General features: G+C 61.1%; 12 protein-coding genes. 4 read left to right on the top strand and 8 right to left on the bottom strand.

Annotated elements, in window-relative coordinates; genetic code table 11:
* Positions 1 to 65: 65 nt before the first annotated feature.
* The 6 genes from ACPYOJ_RS25345 to ACPYOJ_RS25320 form a co-directional block, all read right to left on the bottom strand.
* On the bottom strand, positions 66 to 1,064 hold the full coding sequence (locus tag ACPYOJ_RS25345; RefSeq protein WP_481418707.1) for an ABC transporter ATP-binding protein: 999 nt from the start codon (positions 1,062 to 1,064) through the stop codon (positions 66 to 68).
* An 18-nt stretch (positions 1,065 to 1,082) separates the two neighbouring features.
* On the bottom strand, positions 1,083 to 1,913 hold the full coding sequence (locus ACPYOJ_RS25340) for a carbohydrate ABC transporter permease (protein ID WP_481418706.1): 831 nt from the start codon (positions 1,911 to 1,913) through the stop codon (positions 1,083 to 1,085).
* Between the two features lies 1 nt (position 1,914).
* The gene (locus ACPYOJ_RS25335) at positions 1,915 to 2,787 is read right to left on the bottom strand and encodes a carbohydrate ABC transporter permease (RefSeq protein ID WP_481418705.1); all 873 of its coding nucleotides are present in this window, start codon (positions 2,785 to 2,787) and stop codon (positions 1,915 to 1,917) included.
* Positions 2,788 to 2,924: 137 nt separating this feature from the next.
* Positions 2,925 to 4,235 carry an ABC transporter substrate-binding protein gene (locus ACPYOJ_RS25330; RefSeq protein ID WP_168831353.1) on the bottom strand — a complete coding sequence of 437 codons (1,311 nt, stop codon included), beginning with the start codon at positions 4,233 to 4,235 and terminating at the stop codon, positions 2,925 to 2,927.
* Between the two features lie 146 nt (positions 4,236 to 4,381).
* Positions 4,382 to 5,335, bottom strand: coding sequence for a sugar-binding transcriptional regulator (locus tag ACPYOJ_RS25325; RefSeq protein ID WP_168831352.1), 954 nt, complete (start codon positions 5,333 to 5,335; stop codon positions 4,382 to 4,384).
* A 137-nt stretch (positions 5,336 to 5,472) separates the two neighbouring features.
* Positions 5,473 to 6,051: an exopolysaccharide biosynthesis protein gene (locus ACPYOJ_RS25320; protein WP_481418725.1), complete on the bottom strand. Its 579-nt coding sequence runs from the start codon at positions 6,049 to 6,051 to the stop codon at positions 5,473 to 5,475.
* 256 nt (positions 6,052 to 6,307) lie between these two features.
* On the opposite strand from ACPYOJ_RS25320, the gene ACPYOJ_RS25315 reads away from it, so the two are divergent.
* Genes ACPYOJ_RS25315 through ACPYOJ_RS25305 form a run of 3 tightly spaced genes read left to right on the top strand, consistent with a single transcriptional unit; the run spans position 6,308 to position 9,264 of the window.
* Positions 6,308 to 6,967: a response regulator gene (locus ACPYOJ_RS25315; RefSeq protein WP_481418704.1), complete on the top strand. Its 660-nt coding sequence runs from the start codon at positions 6,308 to 6,310 to the stop codon at positions 6,965 to 6,967.
* Complete coding sequence (locus tag ACPYOJ_RS25310) at positions 6,964 to 8,298, top strand: sensor histidine kinase (protein WP_481418703.1); 1,335 nt, start codon at positions 6,964 to 6,966, stop codon at positions 8,296 to 8,298. The genes ACPYOJ_RS25315 and ACPYOJ_RS25310 overlap by 4 nt, the downstream gene beginning before the upstream one ends.
* A gap of 60 nt (positions 8,299 to 8,358) precedes the next feature.
* Entirely contained in the window at positions 8,359 to 9,264 is a 906-nt protein-coding gene (locus ACPYOJ_RS25305; protein ID WP_481418702.1) for an ROK family protein, read from the top strand.
* Here the strand turns inward: ACPYOJ_RS25305 and ACPYOJ_RS25300 are convergent.
* A complete protein-coding gene (locus ACPYOJ_RS25300; protein WP_481418701.1) occupies positions 9,261 to 11,177 on the bottom strand; it encodes a beta-N-acetylhexosaminidase in 1,917 nt (638 codons plus the stop codon). The genes ACPYOJ_RS25305 and ACPYOJ_RS25300 overlap by 4 nt on opposite strands.
* A gap of 123 nt (positions 11,178 to 11,300) precedes the next feature.
* Between ACPYOJ_RS25300 and ACPYOJ_RS25295 the strand changes: the two genes are divergently transcribed.
* Positions 11,301 to 11,786 (top strand): hypothetical protein, encoded by a 486-nt coding sequence (locus ACPYOJ_RS25295; RefSeq protein WP_481418700.1) that lies wholly within the window; start codon positions 11,301 to 11,303, stop codon positions 11,784 to 11,786.
* A 38-nt stretch (positions 11,787 to 11,824) separates the two neighbouring features.
* On the opposite strand, the gene ACPYOJ_RS25290 is transcribed toward ACPYOJ_RS25295, so the two are convergent.
* A partial coding sequence (locus ACPYOJ_RS25290; RefSeq protein WP_481418699.1) for an efflux RND transporter permease subunit occupies positions 11,825 to 13,556 on the bottom strand: 1,732 nt, incomplete at its 5' end.

The following is a 13,556-nucleotide window of genomic DNA, read 5'->3' as shown; positions in this document are numbered from 1 at the left end:
GGTCTCGCGAGGCGGATTCAGCCGCCCTGCTCTCGGCAAACCGGACGCCCCGCCCGGCCTTCGCCTTAGATGGCAAGACCACTCTCGTTGAATTTGTGGACGCGCGCCTTGTCCGGCGTCAGGTAGACAATGTCGCCGGCACGCGCCGCGAAATCGCCGCCACCGCGCGCCGTCACCGATCCGATCCCATCGACGTCGATATACAGGAAAGTGTCGGAGCCGAGATGCTCGGCGACGACGACCCTGCCTTTCCAGTCGCCGCTTTCCGTCGAGAGCAGCACATGTTCCGGACGTACGCCGATCGTATGCGCGTTCAGCGCGGCCGCGTTCTTACCGGTGATGAAGTTCATCTTCGGCGAGCCGATGAAGCCGGCGACGAAAAGATTACGGGGGGTCTTGTAGAGCTCCAGCGGCGAGCCGACCTGTTCGATATTGCCGCGGTTCAGGACGACAATCTTGTCCGCCATGGTCATGGCCTCGACCTGGTCGTGGGTGACATAGACCATCGTCGTCTTCAGTTGCTGGTGCAGCTCGCTGATTTCGATGCGCATGTTGACGCGAAGAGCAGCATCGAGGTTCGACAGCGGCTCGTCGAAAAGGAAGGCGGACGGCTGGCGTACAATTGCCCGCCCGATCGCGACACGCTGCCGCTGACCGCCGGAAAGCTGGCGCGGCTTGCGCTCCAGATAATCCGTCAGGTTCAGGACGCGTGCGGCTTCGCCGACCTTCTTGTCGATCTCGGCCTTGTCCATGCCCGCCATTTTGAGAGGAAAGGCAATGTTGTTGCGGACGCTCATGTGCGGATAAAGCGCGTAGGATTGGAACACCATCGCAAGACCGCGTTCGGACGGCGCCTTTTCGGTCGCTTCCTTGCCGTCGATAATGATCTTGCCGCCGGTGACATCCTCCAGCCCGGCAATCAGCCGCAGCAACGTGGATTTGCCGCAACCCGACGGGCCGACGAAGACGACGAATTCGCCGTCCTTGATTTCGAGATCGATCGAAGGGATGACCTTGGCATCGCCGAAGACCTTCGAAACTTTCTGAAGGGTAATGCTGCCCATGTTTGTCTCCCTGTCGTCTTATTTCACCGCGCCGAAGGTCAGGCCGCGGACCAGTTGTTTTTGCGAGAACCAGCCAAGGATCAGGATCGGCGCGATCGCCATTGTCGATGCTGCCGAAAGCTTGGCGTAAAACAGGCCTTCCGGGCTGGAATAGGAAGCGATGAACGCCGTCAGCGGCGCCGCTTTCGAGGCGCTGAGGTTCAGCGTCCAGAACGCTTCGTTCCAGGCCAGGATGATGTTGAGCAGCAGCGTCGAGGCGATGCCCGGCACTGCCATCGGCGTCAAAACGTAGATGATCTCCTTGGCGAGTGACGCCCCGTCCATACGGGCAGCCTCGAGGATCTCGCCGGGGATTTCCTTGAAATAGGTATAAAGCATCCAGACGATGATCGGCAGGTTGATCAGCGTCAGGATGATCACCAGGCCAATGCGGCTGTCGAGGAGGCCGGAATTGCGGAACATCAGATAGATCGGAATAAGGGCGCCGACCGGCGGCATCATCTTCGTCGATAGCATCCACATCAACACGTCTTTGGTGCGCTTGGTCGGCGAGAAAGCCATGGCCCAGGCGGCCGGGATCGCAATGAGGAGACCGATGAGCGTCGAGCCGAAGGAGATGATCACCGAGTTCATGAAGTGGCTGAGGTAATTCGAGCGGCTCTGCACTTCCGCATAGCTCTCCGTCGTCCAGTGGAAGAAGAGGAACTGCGGCGGCGAGGCGATGGCATCCGCTTCCGTCTTGAAACTGGTCAGGAACGTCCAGAGGATGGGGAAGAAGATCAGGATGCCGAGCGCCCAGGCGATCGCCGTCATGATGAGCTTGCGTTGAGTGGTGACTTTTCTTGCCATCTCAAGCCTCCAGATTCTTGCCGACGAGGCGGACAAGGAAAAGCGCGACGATGTTTGCGAGGATGACCGCGACGATACCGCCCGCCGAAGCGCCACCGATATCGAACTGCAGAAGCGCCTGGGCATAGACGAGATAGGTGAGGTTGGTGCTCTGCGTGCCGGGGCCACCGTTGGTCGTGACCAGGATTTCAGCGAAGACCGAGAGCAGGAAGATCGTCTGGATCAGGATTACCACGGTGATAGCGCGGGCCATGTGCGGAAGGATGATATAGATGAATCGCGAAACCGCACCGGCACCGTCCATTTCCGCGGCTTCCTTCTGCTCTTCATCGAGCGACTGCAGCGCTGTGAGCAGGATAAGCGTTGCGAAGGGTAGCCACTGCCAGGCGACGATCAGGATGATGGAAAAGAGCGGCGCTTGCGCCAGCCAGTCGTAGGGCTGCAGACCGATCGCCTTGGCGATATACGCAAAGAGCCCGTTGACAGGGTTCATGAACATGTTTTTCCACACGAGAGCCGCAACCGTCGGCATGACGAAGAACGGCGCAATCACCAGGATGCGCACGATGCCCTGGCCGTAGATCTGCTGGTCGAGAAGGAGCGCAAAACCGATGCCCCCGACAACGGTGATGATCAGCACGCCGAGAACAAGCAACAACGTGTTGACCAGCGCCGAGAAGAAAGCCGGATCCGTCAGGAAGTATTGGTAGTTGAGGAACCCGACGAAGGTCTCCATGCCCGGGCTGAGCAGATTGTAGTTCAGAAGCGAGAAGTAGATGGTCATCACGAGCGGAACGATCATCCAGGCGAAGAGAAGCACGACGGCGGGAGCCATCATCAGGCGCGCTGCGGAGCGGGTGTGTAACGTTGCCATGGCAATTACCGATCCTGACTTAAGGGGCGAACGGCTGCAGGGCAGCTGAGAAAAAAGAGGCCGCCGACGCAATTCGGGCAATTCGGCGGCCTAGGTTGAGCGGGACGTCAACGATCCCTACCCGTCTCAGGAGGTTATTATTTGATATAACCAGCCTTGGTCATTTCGCGGGTCGCCAGCTGCTGGGCGCTCTGCAGGGCTTGGTCCACGGACACCTGGCCGGCAAGAGCAGCCGAGAACTGCTGGCCGACGGCCGTGCCGATACCCTGGAATTCCGGGATTGCCACGAACTGGACGCCTACATAGGGAACCGGCTTGACGGTCGGCTTGGTCGGATCCGCGGAGTTGATGCTGTCGAGCGTCATCTTCGCGAACGGAGCAGCCTTCTGGTATTCCGGATTGCTGTAGAGCGAGGTGCGCGTGCCGGGAGGTGCGTTCAGCCAGCCATCCTTTTCGGCGACGAGGTTCGTGTAGTCCTTGCTGGTTGCCCAAGCGATGAACTTCTCTGCAGCTTCAGACTTCTGCGAGCCTGCCGGGATGGCGAGGTTCCAGGCCCAGAGCCAGTTGCCGCGCTTGCCGAGGCCCTTGTCCGGAGCCAGTGCGAAGCCGACCTTGTCAGCCACCTTGGATTCCTTCGGGTTGCTGACGAAGGAGGCTGCAACGGTTGCGTCGATCCACATGCCGCACTTGCCGGTCTGGAAGAGCGCCAGGTTTTCGTTGAAGCCGTTCGAAGAAGCACCCGGAGGGCCGGCTTCCTTCATCAGGTTGACGTAGAAATTCAGCGCGTCCTTCCACTCGGGCTGGTCGAACTGCGGCTTCCACTGCTCGTCGAACCAGCGGGCGCCGAAGGAGTTCGACATAGCCGTCAGGAAGGCCATGTTTTCACCCCAGCCAGCCTTGCCGCGCAGGCAGATGCCGTAGATTTCCTTATCCTTGTCGGTGATCTTCTTCGCAGCGTCCGCGATGAAGTCCCAGGTCGGCGCGTCGGGCATCTTCAGGCCGGCGGCGTCGAAGAGATCCTTGCGGTACATGACCATGGAGCTTTCGCCATAGAACGGAGCCGCATAGAGCTTGCCATCCTGGCTGATGCCGCTGCGGATTGCTGGCAGCAGGTCGTCCACGTCATAGCTCGCGCCGAGATTGTCGAGCGGCAGGAGCCAGCCCTGCTTTGCCCAGATCGGAACTTCGTAGGTGCCGATCGTCAGCACGTCATACTGACCGCCCTTGGTCGCAATGTCGGTCGTAACCTTCTGGCGCAGGACGTTTTCTTCGAGGGTTACCCACTCGAGATCAATATCGGGGTTCTTTTTCTTGAAGTCGTCCGTCAGCTTCTGCATCCGGATCATGTCGCCGTTGTTGACGGTCGCGATCGTCAGCGTTTCGGCCGAAGCAATCCCCGCAAACGCCAGAGCTGAGCAGGCGCCCAGCAGTAATGTTCTCAATGTCATATCTTCCTCCCAGAAGATGAGTGTGAGCATTCGCTTTGCCCATGAGCAATTACTCACCAGAGAACGTCAAATGTCAATTGGGAATCGTTGCTGCGATCGCTAACGAAAAGCGCAGTGCTTTGATTCAAAAGGGAAATAATTTTTGCTCAGGCGTTGAGCAAAAACTCAGCAGCCTCTTCATCAGTGATCAGGGCGTTGACTTGACGCCCGACGACGGCGGCTCTGATCGCCTGGAACTTCCGCTTGCCTTTGGCAATTCCGATGACGGTCGACGTCTCGCGCGAAGGAATGGGCGCCGAAGCAACGCGTTCGTTGATCGGATTGTCAAGCAGTTTGCCGTTCCCGTCGAAAATCCAGCCGCAGATCTCGCCGACTGCTCCTTCGCGCATCAACTCGATCATCTCGTCCTTCGCGAGGAAGCCGTCGACGCAAAGGGGACCGTCCGTGCCGAGTTCGCCGATACCGACGAAGGTGACGTCCGCCTGGGCGCTGATTTTCAGGGTCGAGCGCACCAGTTGCTGACCGTGGAGCAACTCGCGCTCCTCGGCCGAAGACGCGAGCACCGGCAGCGGCATTGGAAAATGCCGGGCCTTCACCGCATCCGCCATGCTGAAGATGACGTTGTAATAGGCGGCCGAACCATCCGGCGTGATATTGCCCGTCAGCGATACGATTCGATGGTTGGGGCATTCGATGGTCGGGAGCTGGTCGACGGCGGCCTTCAGCGTGCGGCCGGTCCCGATGGCGAGCACGATCGGATCAGGCCGTCTCAGCCAGCGCTCGATCTCGGCTGCCGCTGCTTCCGCGATGCCGACGGTGGTAGACGAAGCCCCCGGATCGCTCGGCACGATCTCAACATGCTTGAGGTCGAATTTCTCACGCAGCTCGTAGCCGAGTTCCAGACAGGCGGCGATCGGATGATCGAGCCGCACCTTGATGAGCCTTTCGGCAACGGCAAGCGACACCAGGCGCTGGGCAGACTGCCGCGAGATCCCCATGGTAGAGGCAATCTCATCCTGCGTACGGCCAGCGACATAGTAAAGCCAGCCAGCGCGCGCTGCGTCGTCCAGCCGTCCCGGCGTCTCTGTTCGTTTTGCCATCGAGTTCTACCGTAAAAAATGATCCGGCTTTATGCCGGACGCGTAATTCGTTGTGTCTGTTCGCGCTAGATCAGAACAAAATTGGGCAGATGTCGAGTGCGTTGAGAAAATGCCATGCTCTTTGCGCGAAAATCTGTTCATGCAAACAAGTTCGTGACGAAGAAGATGCCAGCCTTGACGAGTCCGTAGGTCACGCCGCTAACGATGATCAGCGAAACGACGGCCGTTGTCATGCCGAACAATGAAAACAGGCCGTCCCTCCCCAATATGGCGAACGCAAACAGGCAGATGGAAAAGGCCGGCAGGATATTGCCGAGCGGGATCGGCAGCGTGAGCACGATCGCAAGCAGGAGACAGATAAAGCCTGCGAAATATTCGGCCGGCGGTTCCACGAGAAATGAAAGCCGCGGATTCAGCATCCTTTCGGCAAAGACAACCCAGCGATGGATGCGTGCAACCACGCCCTCGAAATCCTCGCGCTTCATCGACCGCCGGGCAATCACCTTAGGCAGCCACGGCCTGAGGCCGAATGTAAGCTGCGCGGCGAGCAAGAGCAGCGGTGCCCCAAGAATCGCAGATGTTCCTGGCGGCGTAGGCACAAGATTCGGCAATGCCAGGATCAGCATGAGTGCACCGGTCGCGCGGTCACCCATCACCTCGAAGAAATCGCCGATCGAAATACGCTCGCGGTTTTTGTCGCCCGCAAGCTGCCGCAGGATGGCCGAAAGCCGCGGCGCCCCGAGGCGCGGTTTCCTGGCAAACCGCCTGCGAAAGTTTCTTATTCCTTCGATTGTCATAGTTTCCGGCTTGCCGAGTTCCGGCAGGTATCATCCAAATTTGAATCCTCCTCGTGGAATACGCCGCCATCATGGCTATGGCGACTCCTGATCGCAGTCATTGCATTTTTCGCCCCCATGCCTCGCTTGACCCTCGAGTGCAGGCGGCGCTAGAGCTTTTCTCAGGAGAAACCGCGTGCGAATTCTGCTGATTGAAGACGACTGGATGATCGGAGAAGCGGTACGCGATCATGTCGGCGCGTCCGGGCACGCGATCGACTGGATGCGAAAGATCGGCGACGCACAGATCGCTGCAGCCTCCGTCGATTATGGTCTCATCTTACTCGATCTCCAGCTTCCAGACGGCACAGGCATCGACTTTCTGAGAAGGCTGCGCGCCAAGGGCACGACGACACCCGTGATTATCCTCACCGCGCGCGACCAGATTTCCGACCGCATCGAAGGACTGAACGCCGGCGCCGACGATTATCTCGTCAAACCGTTCAATCTCGGAGAATTGGAGGCGCGCATCATGGCCGTCGCCCGCCGCTACAGCGCCAATCCGCGGCCGGTCATCCGTATTGCCGATATCGAGATCGACCGGCCGCAGCACAAGCTTGCCGTCGCCGGCGAAGTGGTCGTGCTGACGAGCCGCGAATGGGCCGTTCTCGATCTACTCACCGCCCGCCCCGGCGCGATCGTGCCGAAGGACCGGATCGAGGAAGCGCTTTACGCCTTCGGCTCGGAGATCGAAAGCAATACGGTCGAAGTCTACGTCAGCCGGCTGCGCAAGAAGATTGGCCGGGACAGGATCAAGACCGCGCGCGGCATCGGCTACACCCTGGCGGAAGCATGAAGCGCGAACCCAGCATCGTCGTTCCGCTCATTCTGGCGCTCACGGGCGTCGTGGTCGTCTTCTGGCTCCTCGCGATCGGGCTCGGCATTCGGGTGATTCAGGGAGAAGTCGACGAGCTTTTCGACAGCGCTCAGCGGGAGGCAACCGAGCGTCTTCTGGCCCTTATTGTCGATGACCTCAACCAGCGCGACCAGGCCGATTTCCCCAGTGTCCCAACCCTCAATACCGCCGCCAGCCGCGAATATCTGACCTATCAGGTGCGTGACAGGAACGGGAATGTCGTTCTCCGTTCGCACGATGCCTCGCCGAAGCCTTTCGATGCACCTCTCGCGCGTGGCTTTCACGACAACGATCGCCAGCGGATCTATACCGAAGCGACTGCCGACGGCACGCTCTTCATGCAGGTGGCGGATCGTCTCGCCAATCGTCGCGAGGCGGTGCGCGAAAGCGCCGTCACGCTGCTGCTGCCGCTGATTGTGCTGATCCCGGCAAGTATTTTCGCCATCTGGTTCGTCGTCGGCCGAGCATTGAAGCCGATCGAAGTATTACGCCGCGAGATCGCCACGAAGGACAGCGGCAATATGGCGGCGGTCGACGACGGCAGGTTGCCGAAGGAAATCAAACCGATTGCCCGCTCTGTCAACCTGCTTCTCGGCCGTCTCCGCTCTGCGCTCGAAGCCGAACGGGAATTTAGCGCAAACAGCGCTCATGAACTCCGCACACCGATTGCCGGTGCGCTGGCGCAGGTGGAGCGCCTGGCCGAAGAACTGCCGGACGGCGCTGCCAGGACGCGCGCGCGGCAGATCGAAAACTCGCTCGTCAATCTCGGCCGCCTAGCCGAAAAGCTGCTGCAGCTTTCGCGAGCCGAAGCAGGTATCGGCGCAAGCGACACTGCAACGGACCTTCGCCAGGTGCTCGACATGATCGTTGGCGACTACCAGCGCGATAGCCGCACCAACGGGCGGCTCAGCTATACGGCCGACATCGGGGCAACGCTTCTCCGCAATGCCGATATCGATGCTTTTGGCATCGTGATGCGCAATCTCATCGAAAACGCACTTCTGCACGGCGATCAGGACCTGCCCGTCCGGATCAGCTTCGATGAGGCCGGGACCATCCGGATCGTCAACGGCGGTGCTGCTATCGAGGAAACTGATCTGGCCGTCCTCAAGAAGCGCTTCCGGCGCGGCTCAACCGGCGCATTGGGATCAGGTCTGGGTCTTGCAATCTCCGACCGCATCGTTTTCCAGATGGGCGGCACACTGGAACTTCTATCGCCGGCAAGCGGCGAGGCATCGGGGTTCGAGGCGCGGGTAAACTTGCCGGCATAAGGCTTGCAAATCTGCGCCAAGGGTGCGAGCACACGCGAAAGCTTAGAGGCGGCAGGCAGCATGATCATCTCATTCGACATCGGCGGTTCGGCAATCAAGGGCGGTCTTGCGCGCTCCGAAACAGACATCGTTCCGCTTGGCCGCCGCCCGACGCCGAAAGATGATTTCACCGCCTTCGTCGAGACGATCCGCAGCTTCATCAACGAGACCGGCGAAACGCCCCTTCGCCTTGCCTTTTCGATCGCCGGCGTCGTCGATCCCGATACGCAGCGGCTGACCTGCGCCAACATTCCCTGCATTCATGATCGCAACCTTGCCGCCGATCTTGAGGCCGAACTCGGCTTTCCGGTGCTGATCGCCAACGACGCCGATTGCTTTGCCATGGCCGAGGCTGGACTCGGCGCCGGCCGCGGCCACCGTATCGTTTTCGGCGCAATCCTTGGCACCGGCGTCGGCGGCGGCCTTGTTTCGGACGGCAGGCTGGTCAACGCATCCGGCGGCTTTGCCGGCGAGTGGGGCCACGGACCAATCCTCGCTTCCGAAGCCGGAACGCCGTCCGTGAAAATCCCCGCCTATCCCTGCGGCTGCGGCCAGAAGGGATGCGTCGATACCGTCGGCGGCGCGCGCGGCCTCGAGCGTCTGCATAAGACGCTGCACGACCTCGAATTCTCCAGCGAGGAAATCATCGCGCAATGGCAACGAGGTGAAGAAAAGGCGACACGCACGATCGGCGTCTATACCGATCTCGTCGCCTCGCCCTTGGCGCTGACGGTCAATATCACCGGCGCGACGATCGTGCCGGTCGGCGGCGGGCTGTCGAATGTCGAGCCGCTACTTGCCGAACTCGACAGGGCCGTGAGGAGCCGCATCCTGCGCAAATTTGACCGCCCGCTGGTGGTGCGCAGCGAATGCCGCATCGAGCCGGGATTGATCGGGGCGGCACTGTTGGGGTTGAAGGCCCTCTAAAGCTTCGGCCACATCCTGACGATCGCGGCAAAGCGCTGCCAGTCCTTCCGCAGGCAAGGAGTCCAGGCGGCTTCCGCGACTGCAGGAAGCCGCGGAAAGACCAGCCGGTTGAAATAGGCCCGGGAGATGAAATTCTCGCCCCAGATACAGGCTTGGATACCGCGCACCCGGTCTCTCAATTCCTCGGGCAATTCGCCCTCGGCCTCGTAAGCATAGGTCTTTTCCGGCGGCGTGAAGCCGGCCCAGCTTGCGCCCGGCTCACCCCAGGCTTCCGACTGCGCCATGTCGAGGTAGTAGGCCTGCGCCGGCGTCATGACCACGTCGTAGCCCTCGCCCGCCAGTTCGATGCCGGCCTCAGCCTTTTCCCAGGCCATCAGCAACGTGCCCTCACGCTCGACGCCGCCGCCGTGCGAGACCTCATTCCAGCCGGCGAGCTTCTTGCCGCGCTCCGAAAGCATGGTCTTGATCCGCCGCAGGAAATAGGACTGCAGCTCGGCGGTGCCCGCGAGCTTTTCCCGCTCCATCAGTGCCTTGCAGAGCGGCGAAGCTAGCCAGGAATCATGCGCGACCTCGTCGCCACCGATATGGATGTAATCGGATGGAAAGATTCCCAGCATCTCGTCGAACACCTTGCCGAGGAATTCGTAGGTGAAGTCGATCGCCGGATTCAGCGCATTGTTGGGATAGCCCTGCACCGAGCGGTAGCCGTCCGGCGCCTCCTGCCCGTCGACAAGCTGCGGCAGGGCAAAGAGGGCGGCCGTGCTGTGCCCTGGAATATCGATCTCCGGCACGACTTCGACGTGAAGCGCTCCGGCATGGGCAACGATCCGGCGGACATCGTCCTGGGTATAATAACCCGAACGCGGTTCAGCGCCGTCGCCGAGCTGCGGCACCAGAACTTCATCCGGTCCCCGCCTCGCGCCGATCTCCGTGAGCTCTGGATAGGCCTTGATCTCCAGCCGCCAGGCCTCGTCGTCAGTCAAATGCCAGTGGAAGATGTTCAGCTTGTTCCAGGCGAGAATGTCGATCAGCCGTTCGACATCCGCGCCCGGATAGAACTGGCGGGAAACATCGAGGTGGCAGCCGCGCCAGTCGTAGCGAGGCTGGTCGGCAATGTCGCCGAAGGCGGGAAAGTTGAAAACATTAGGCTGTCGCCGCGCACCGTGCAGCAGTTGCGCAAGGCTGACGAGCCCGTAGAACCGCCCCGCCGCATCATCGCTCGCCAGAATAATCTCATCGGCCGTAAAGCGCAGCTCGTAGGCCGAGGGCATGATCGAGGATTCCGCCTTGAAGCGGATCGGCCGGCCGCTCTGAGCCGGCTGCAGTGTGAAGGGCACGTTATCCGTCGGGAATAGCCGCTGATAGAGCGCCAGCACGTTCGCCACGGCCCTGACATCCTCCATACCTGACCCGGCCGCCGGGTAAAGCGCGACGGGCGGCACTCCGTCCGGCCGCAACGATAGCGACAGCGGCCAGGGCAGCAGCGAGTAAGGCTCCGTTACCTTTCCTTTCGGCAAAAGCTCCGGAAGCTTGCCGAGGTCCGCGCCCTCCAACATCAGGTCTCCAAAGCTGACGGGCAGATGCCGGCCATCGCCGAGCGTAAGGTAGGCGGACTTGATCCCTGCCGTGGCGTGCTTCGGCGCGTGAGTGAGGCCTTCGACCGAAAACTGCCAGCTTTGGCCGGGCGCAATGCTCAGCCCCTCAGGCGGTATGAATTCGTGGAAATTCGCCAAGCGCCGCTTGAGCGTGGCGCCTTCGGCCGCGTGCTGATCCGCCACGCGCGTCATCGACGTATAGACCAGCGAAAAACCGGAAAGCGTTCCGCTGGAAAGGTTGAAAAGCGTGAAGGTGAAGCGCCCGAAGGAGCCCTCCGTCGGGGTCCAGCTTGCTTCGAGACGATAATCGGCGGTCATCTTCCCTCCCTAAATCACCTGCTGAAATACATAGCCCGGATCGCCGCCGGAAGCCTTCCCGCCGATTGACTTTTCGGCCTCGACGGGGCCACATCCCGCGGTTTCAACGAGATCCGATCTGCCATGAGAGACCCATTCAAGAACCCCTTCCCCGCCTCGGACGAGGCTCGGCACTCGATCTGGGAAATGCTCGTGCACCGCGATATCGATGCTTTCCTCGCCGCCGATTGGAGCAAGGTGGGTGATGATTTCATCGAGGAGGGCTTCATCGGCATCGACGGCCGCAGGGAGGCCAATCCCGATCATTGGCGCCTCAATTTCCCGACGCTTGCAGCCTACCGCGACGAGTGGCTGCGTCAGGCACAGGACTTCAAGAGCCAGAAGTTTGCCGAAGATCCGCGAACCGCAATCTTCACCGCTACGACCCTGGAAAACATCGAGATCAATCGCAATATGGCGCTGGTGCGCAAGAAATTCGACGGCAGCATCCTGCGCGCCAACGGCGAACGCGATCGCATGCTCTGGCAGACACTATACTACTGCCGCAAGCATGGCGGCCGGTGGAGGATCGCGGGCTTCACTGGTTACCTTCCGAACCCGATGGGCTGACTGCAGATGAAAATGGCGCGGTTTGCACCGCGCCACTTTCACTCGGCTGCCAACGCCGGCGGATGATGCACATCCGCCTCTTCCTGGTTGGCATTGGCATATTCGCCGTTTGCATATTTCGCCTTCGGCTCACGCCCGAAGAACAACGCGTAGCCTGCGGGCAGCACGAGGATGGTCAGCACTGTTGCGACGAGAATGCCGCCCATCATCGCGTAGGCGAGCGGACCCCAGAAGACGCCGCGCGAGATCGGGATCAGCGCCAGAACAGCGGTCAATGCCGTCAGCATGATCGGTCGGAAGCGGCGTACGGCGGCGCCCACGATCGCCTCCTGCCGGTGCATGCCCGCCTTGATATCCTGGTCGATCTGGTCGACGAGGATGATCGAGTTGCGGATGATGATACCGAGCAGCGCAATGACGCCGAGGATCGCCACGAAGCCGAAGGGGGCGCCGCTGATCAGCAGCGCCGAGGCGGCGCCGATGATGCCGAGCGGACCGGTAGCAAAGACCAGCATCGCCTTGCCGAAATGCTGGAGCTGGGCCATCAGCAGCACCATGATGACGACGAGCATGATCGGCGCCTTGGCAGCGATCGAAGCCTGGCTTTCGGCCGAATCCTCGGCCCCGCCCTGGATCTCGATCTTGTAGCCGGCCGGCAGGCTGTCCCGCAGATCCTGCATGTCGGCATACATCTTCGTCACGACGTCGTTCGACTGCACGTTGTCCGGCAGCGTCGCACGCACGGAGATGGTGGGGAGGCGGTCGCGCCGCCATTCGATGCCCTGCTCCATGACCGGCACGACTTTGGCGATCTGCGAGACCGGCACGAAGCCGCCGAAATCCGTCGGCACATAGACCGAGTTGACGGCTGACAGCAGTGCACGGTTCGCCTCCGGCTCGCGGGCGACGATCGAAACCGTCTCCTCGCCGTCGCGGAAGTCGTCGAGCGGCGCGCCGGACATGGCGGTCTGCAGCATCTGGCGGACGCGCTGCGAGGTGACGCCGAGCGCCCGGGCACGATCCTGGTCGATCACCAGCTTCATCGCCGGCACCTGCTCCAGCCAGTCGTCATGGACAGCGCCGAGCAACGGGTTCTGCGTGAAGCGCTCCTTCACCTGGTCGGCGATCTTGCGCACTTCGACTCGGTCCGGACCCATGACGCGCATCTGCACCGGCCAGCCCGTCGGAGGGCCGAGGAACAGGCGGTCAACCTTGCCGCGGATCGACGGGAAATCTTCCGTAAGGATCGTACGCAGCTTGATGATCAGCCGCTCGCGCGCCGGCTCGTCATTGGCCATGATGAGCAGCTGGGCGTAGTTCGGATTGCGAAGTTGCTGGTCGAGCGGCAGGAAGAAGCGCGGCGCGCCCTCGCCGATATAGGTAGCGATGAACTTCTTGTCCTTGTCGTCCATCATCTTGGCTTCGAGCGCCTTGGCCTGCGTCTCGACGTCCTTGATGCTCGCGCCTTCCGGCAGCCAGAGGTCAACGAGGATTTCTGGCCGCGAGGACTGCGGGAAGAAGTTCTGCGGAATGAACTGGAAGCTCCAGAGGCTTGCAACGAAGGTGCCGAGCGTCAGCGCAATCACGATGATGCGGTGGCGCACCGCCCAGCTAACCGTGCTGCGCAGGCCGCGATAGAAGCGCGTGTCGAAGACGTCGTGATGCTGGCCGGCATGATGGCGCTGCTTCAGGATCATGTAGCCGAGCCACGGCGTGAAATAGACGGCAACGAACCAGGAGACGACGAGCGCGATACCGACGACGTAGAAC

This window comes from Rhizobium sp. SVR5-9E, from assembly GCF_056755095.1.
Note: the sequence above shows the minus strand (reverse complement) of the source record. Positions and strands in the feature narration are given on the sequence as shown.

Excerpts from the sequence above, each read along its gene's own strand:
- ACPYOJ_RS25345 (WP_481418707.1), bottom strand. The coding sequence starts at position 1,064 with ATGGGCAGCATTACCCTTCAGAAAGTTTCGAAGGTCTTCGGCGATGCC.
- ACPYOJ_RS25340 (WP_481418706.1), bottom strand. The coding sequence starts at position 1,913 with ATGGCAAGAAAAGTCACCACTCAACGCAAGCTCATCATGACGGCGATC.
- ACPYOJ_RS25335 (WP_481418705.1), bottom strand. The coding sequence starts at position 2,787 with ATGGCAACGTTACACACCCGCTCCGCAGCGCGCCTGATGATGGCTCCC.
- ACPYOJ_RS25330 (WP_168831353.1), bottom strand. The coding sequence starts at position 4,235 with ATGACATTGAGAACATTACTGCTGGGCGCCTGCTCAGCTCTGGCGTTT.
- ACPYOJ_RS25325 (WP_168831352.1), bottom strand. The coding sequence starts at position 5,335 with ATGGCAAAACGAACAGAGACGCCGGGACGGCTGGACGACGCAGCGCGC.
- ACPYOJ_RS25310 (WP_481418703.1), top strand. The coding sequence starts at position 6,964 with ATGAAGCGCGAACCCAGCATCGTCGTTCCGCTCATTCTGGCGCTCACG.
- ACPYOJ_RS25305 (WP_481418702.1), top strand. The coding sequence starts at position 8,359 with ATGATCATCTCATTCGACATCGGCGGTTCGGCAATCAAGGGCGGTCTT.
- ACPYOJ_RS25300 (WP_481418701.1), bottom strand. The coding sequence starts at position 11,177 with ATGACCGCCGATTATCGTCTCGAAGCAAGCTGGACCCCGACGGAGGGC.
- ACPYOJ_RS25295 (WP_481418700.1), top strand. The coding sequence starts at position 11,301 with ATGAGAGACCCATTCAAGAACCCCTTCCCCGCCTCGGACGAGGCTCGG.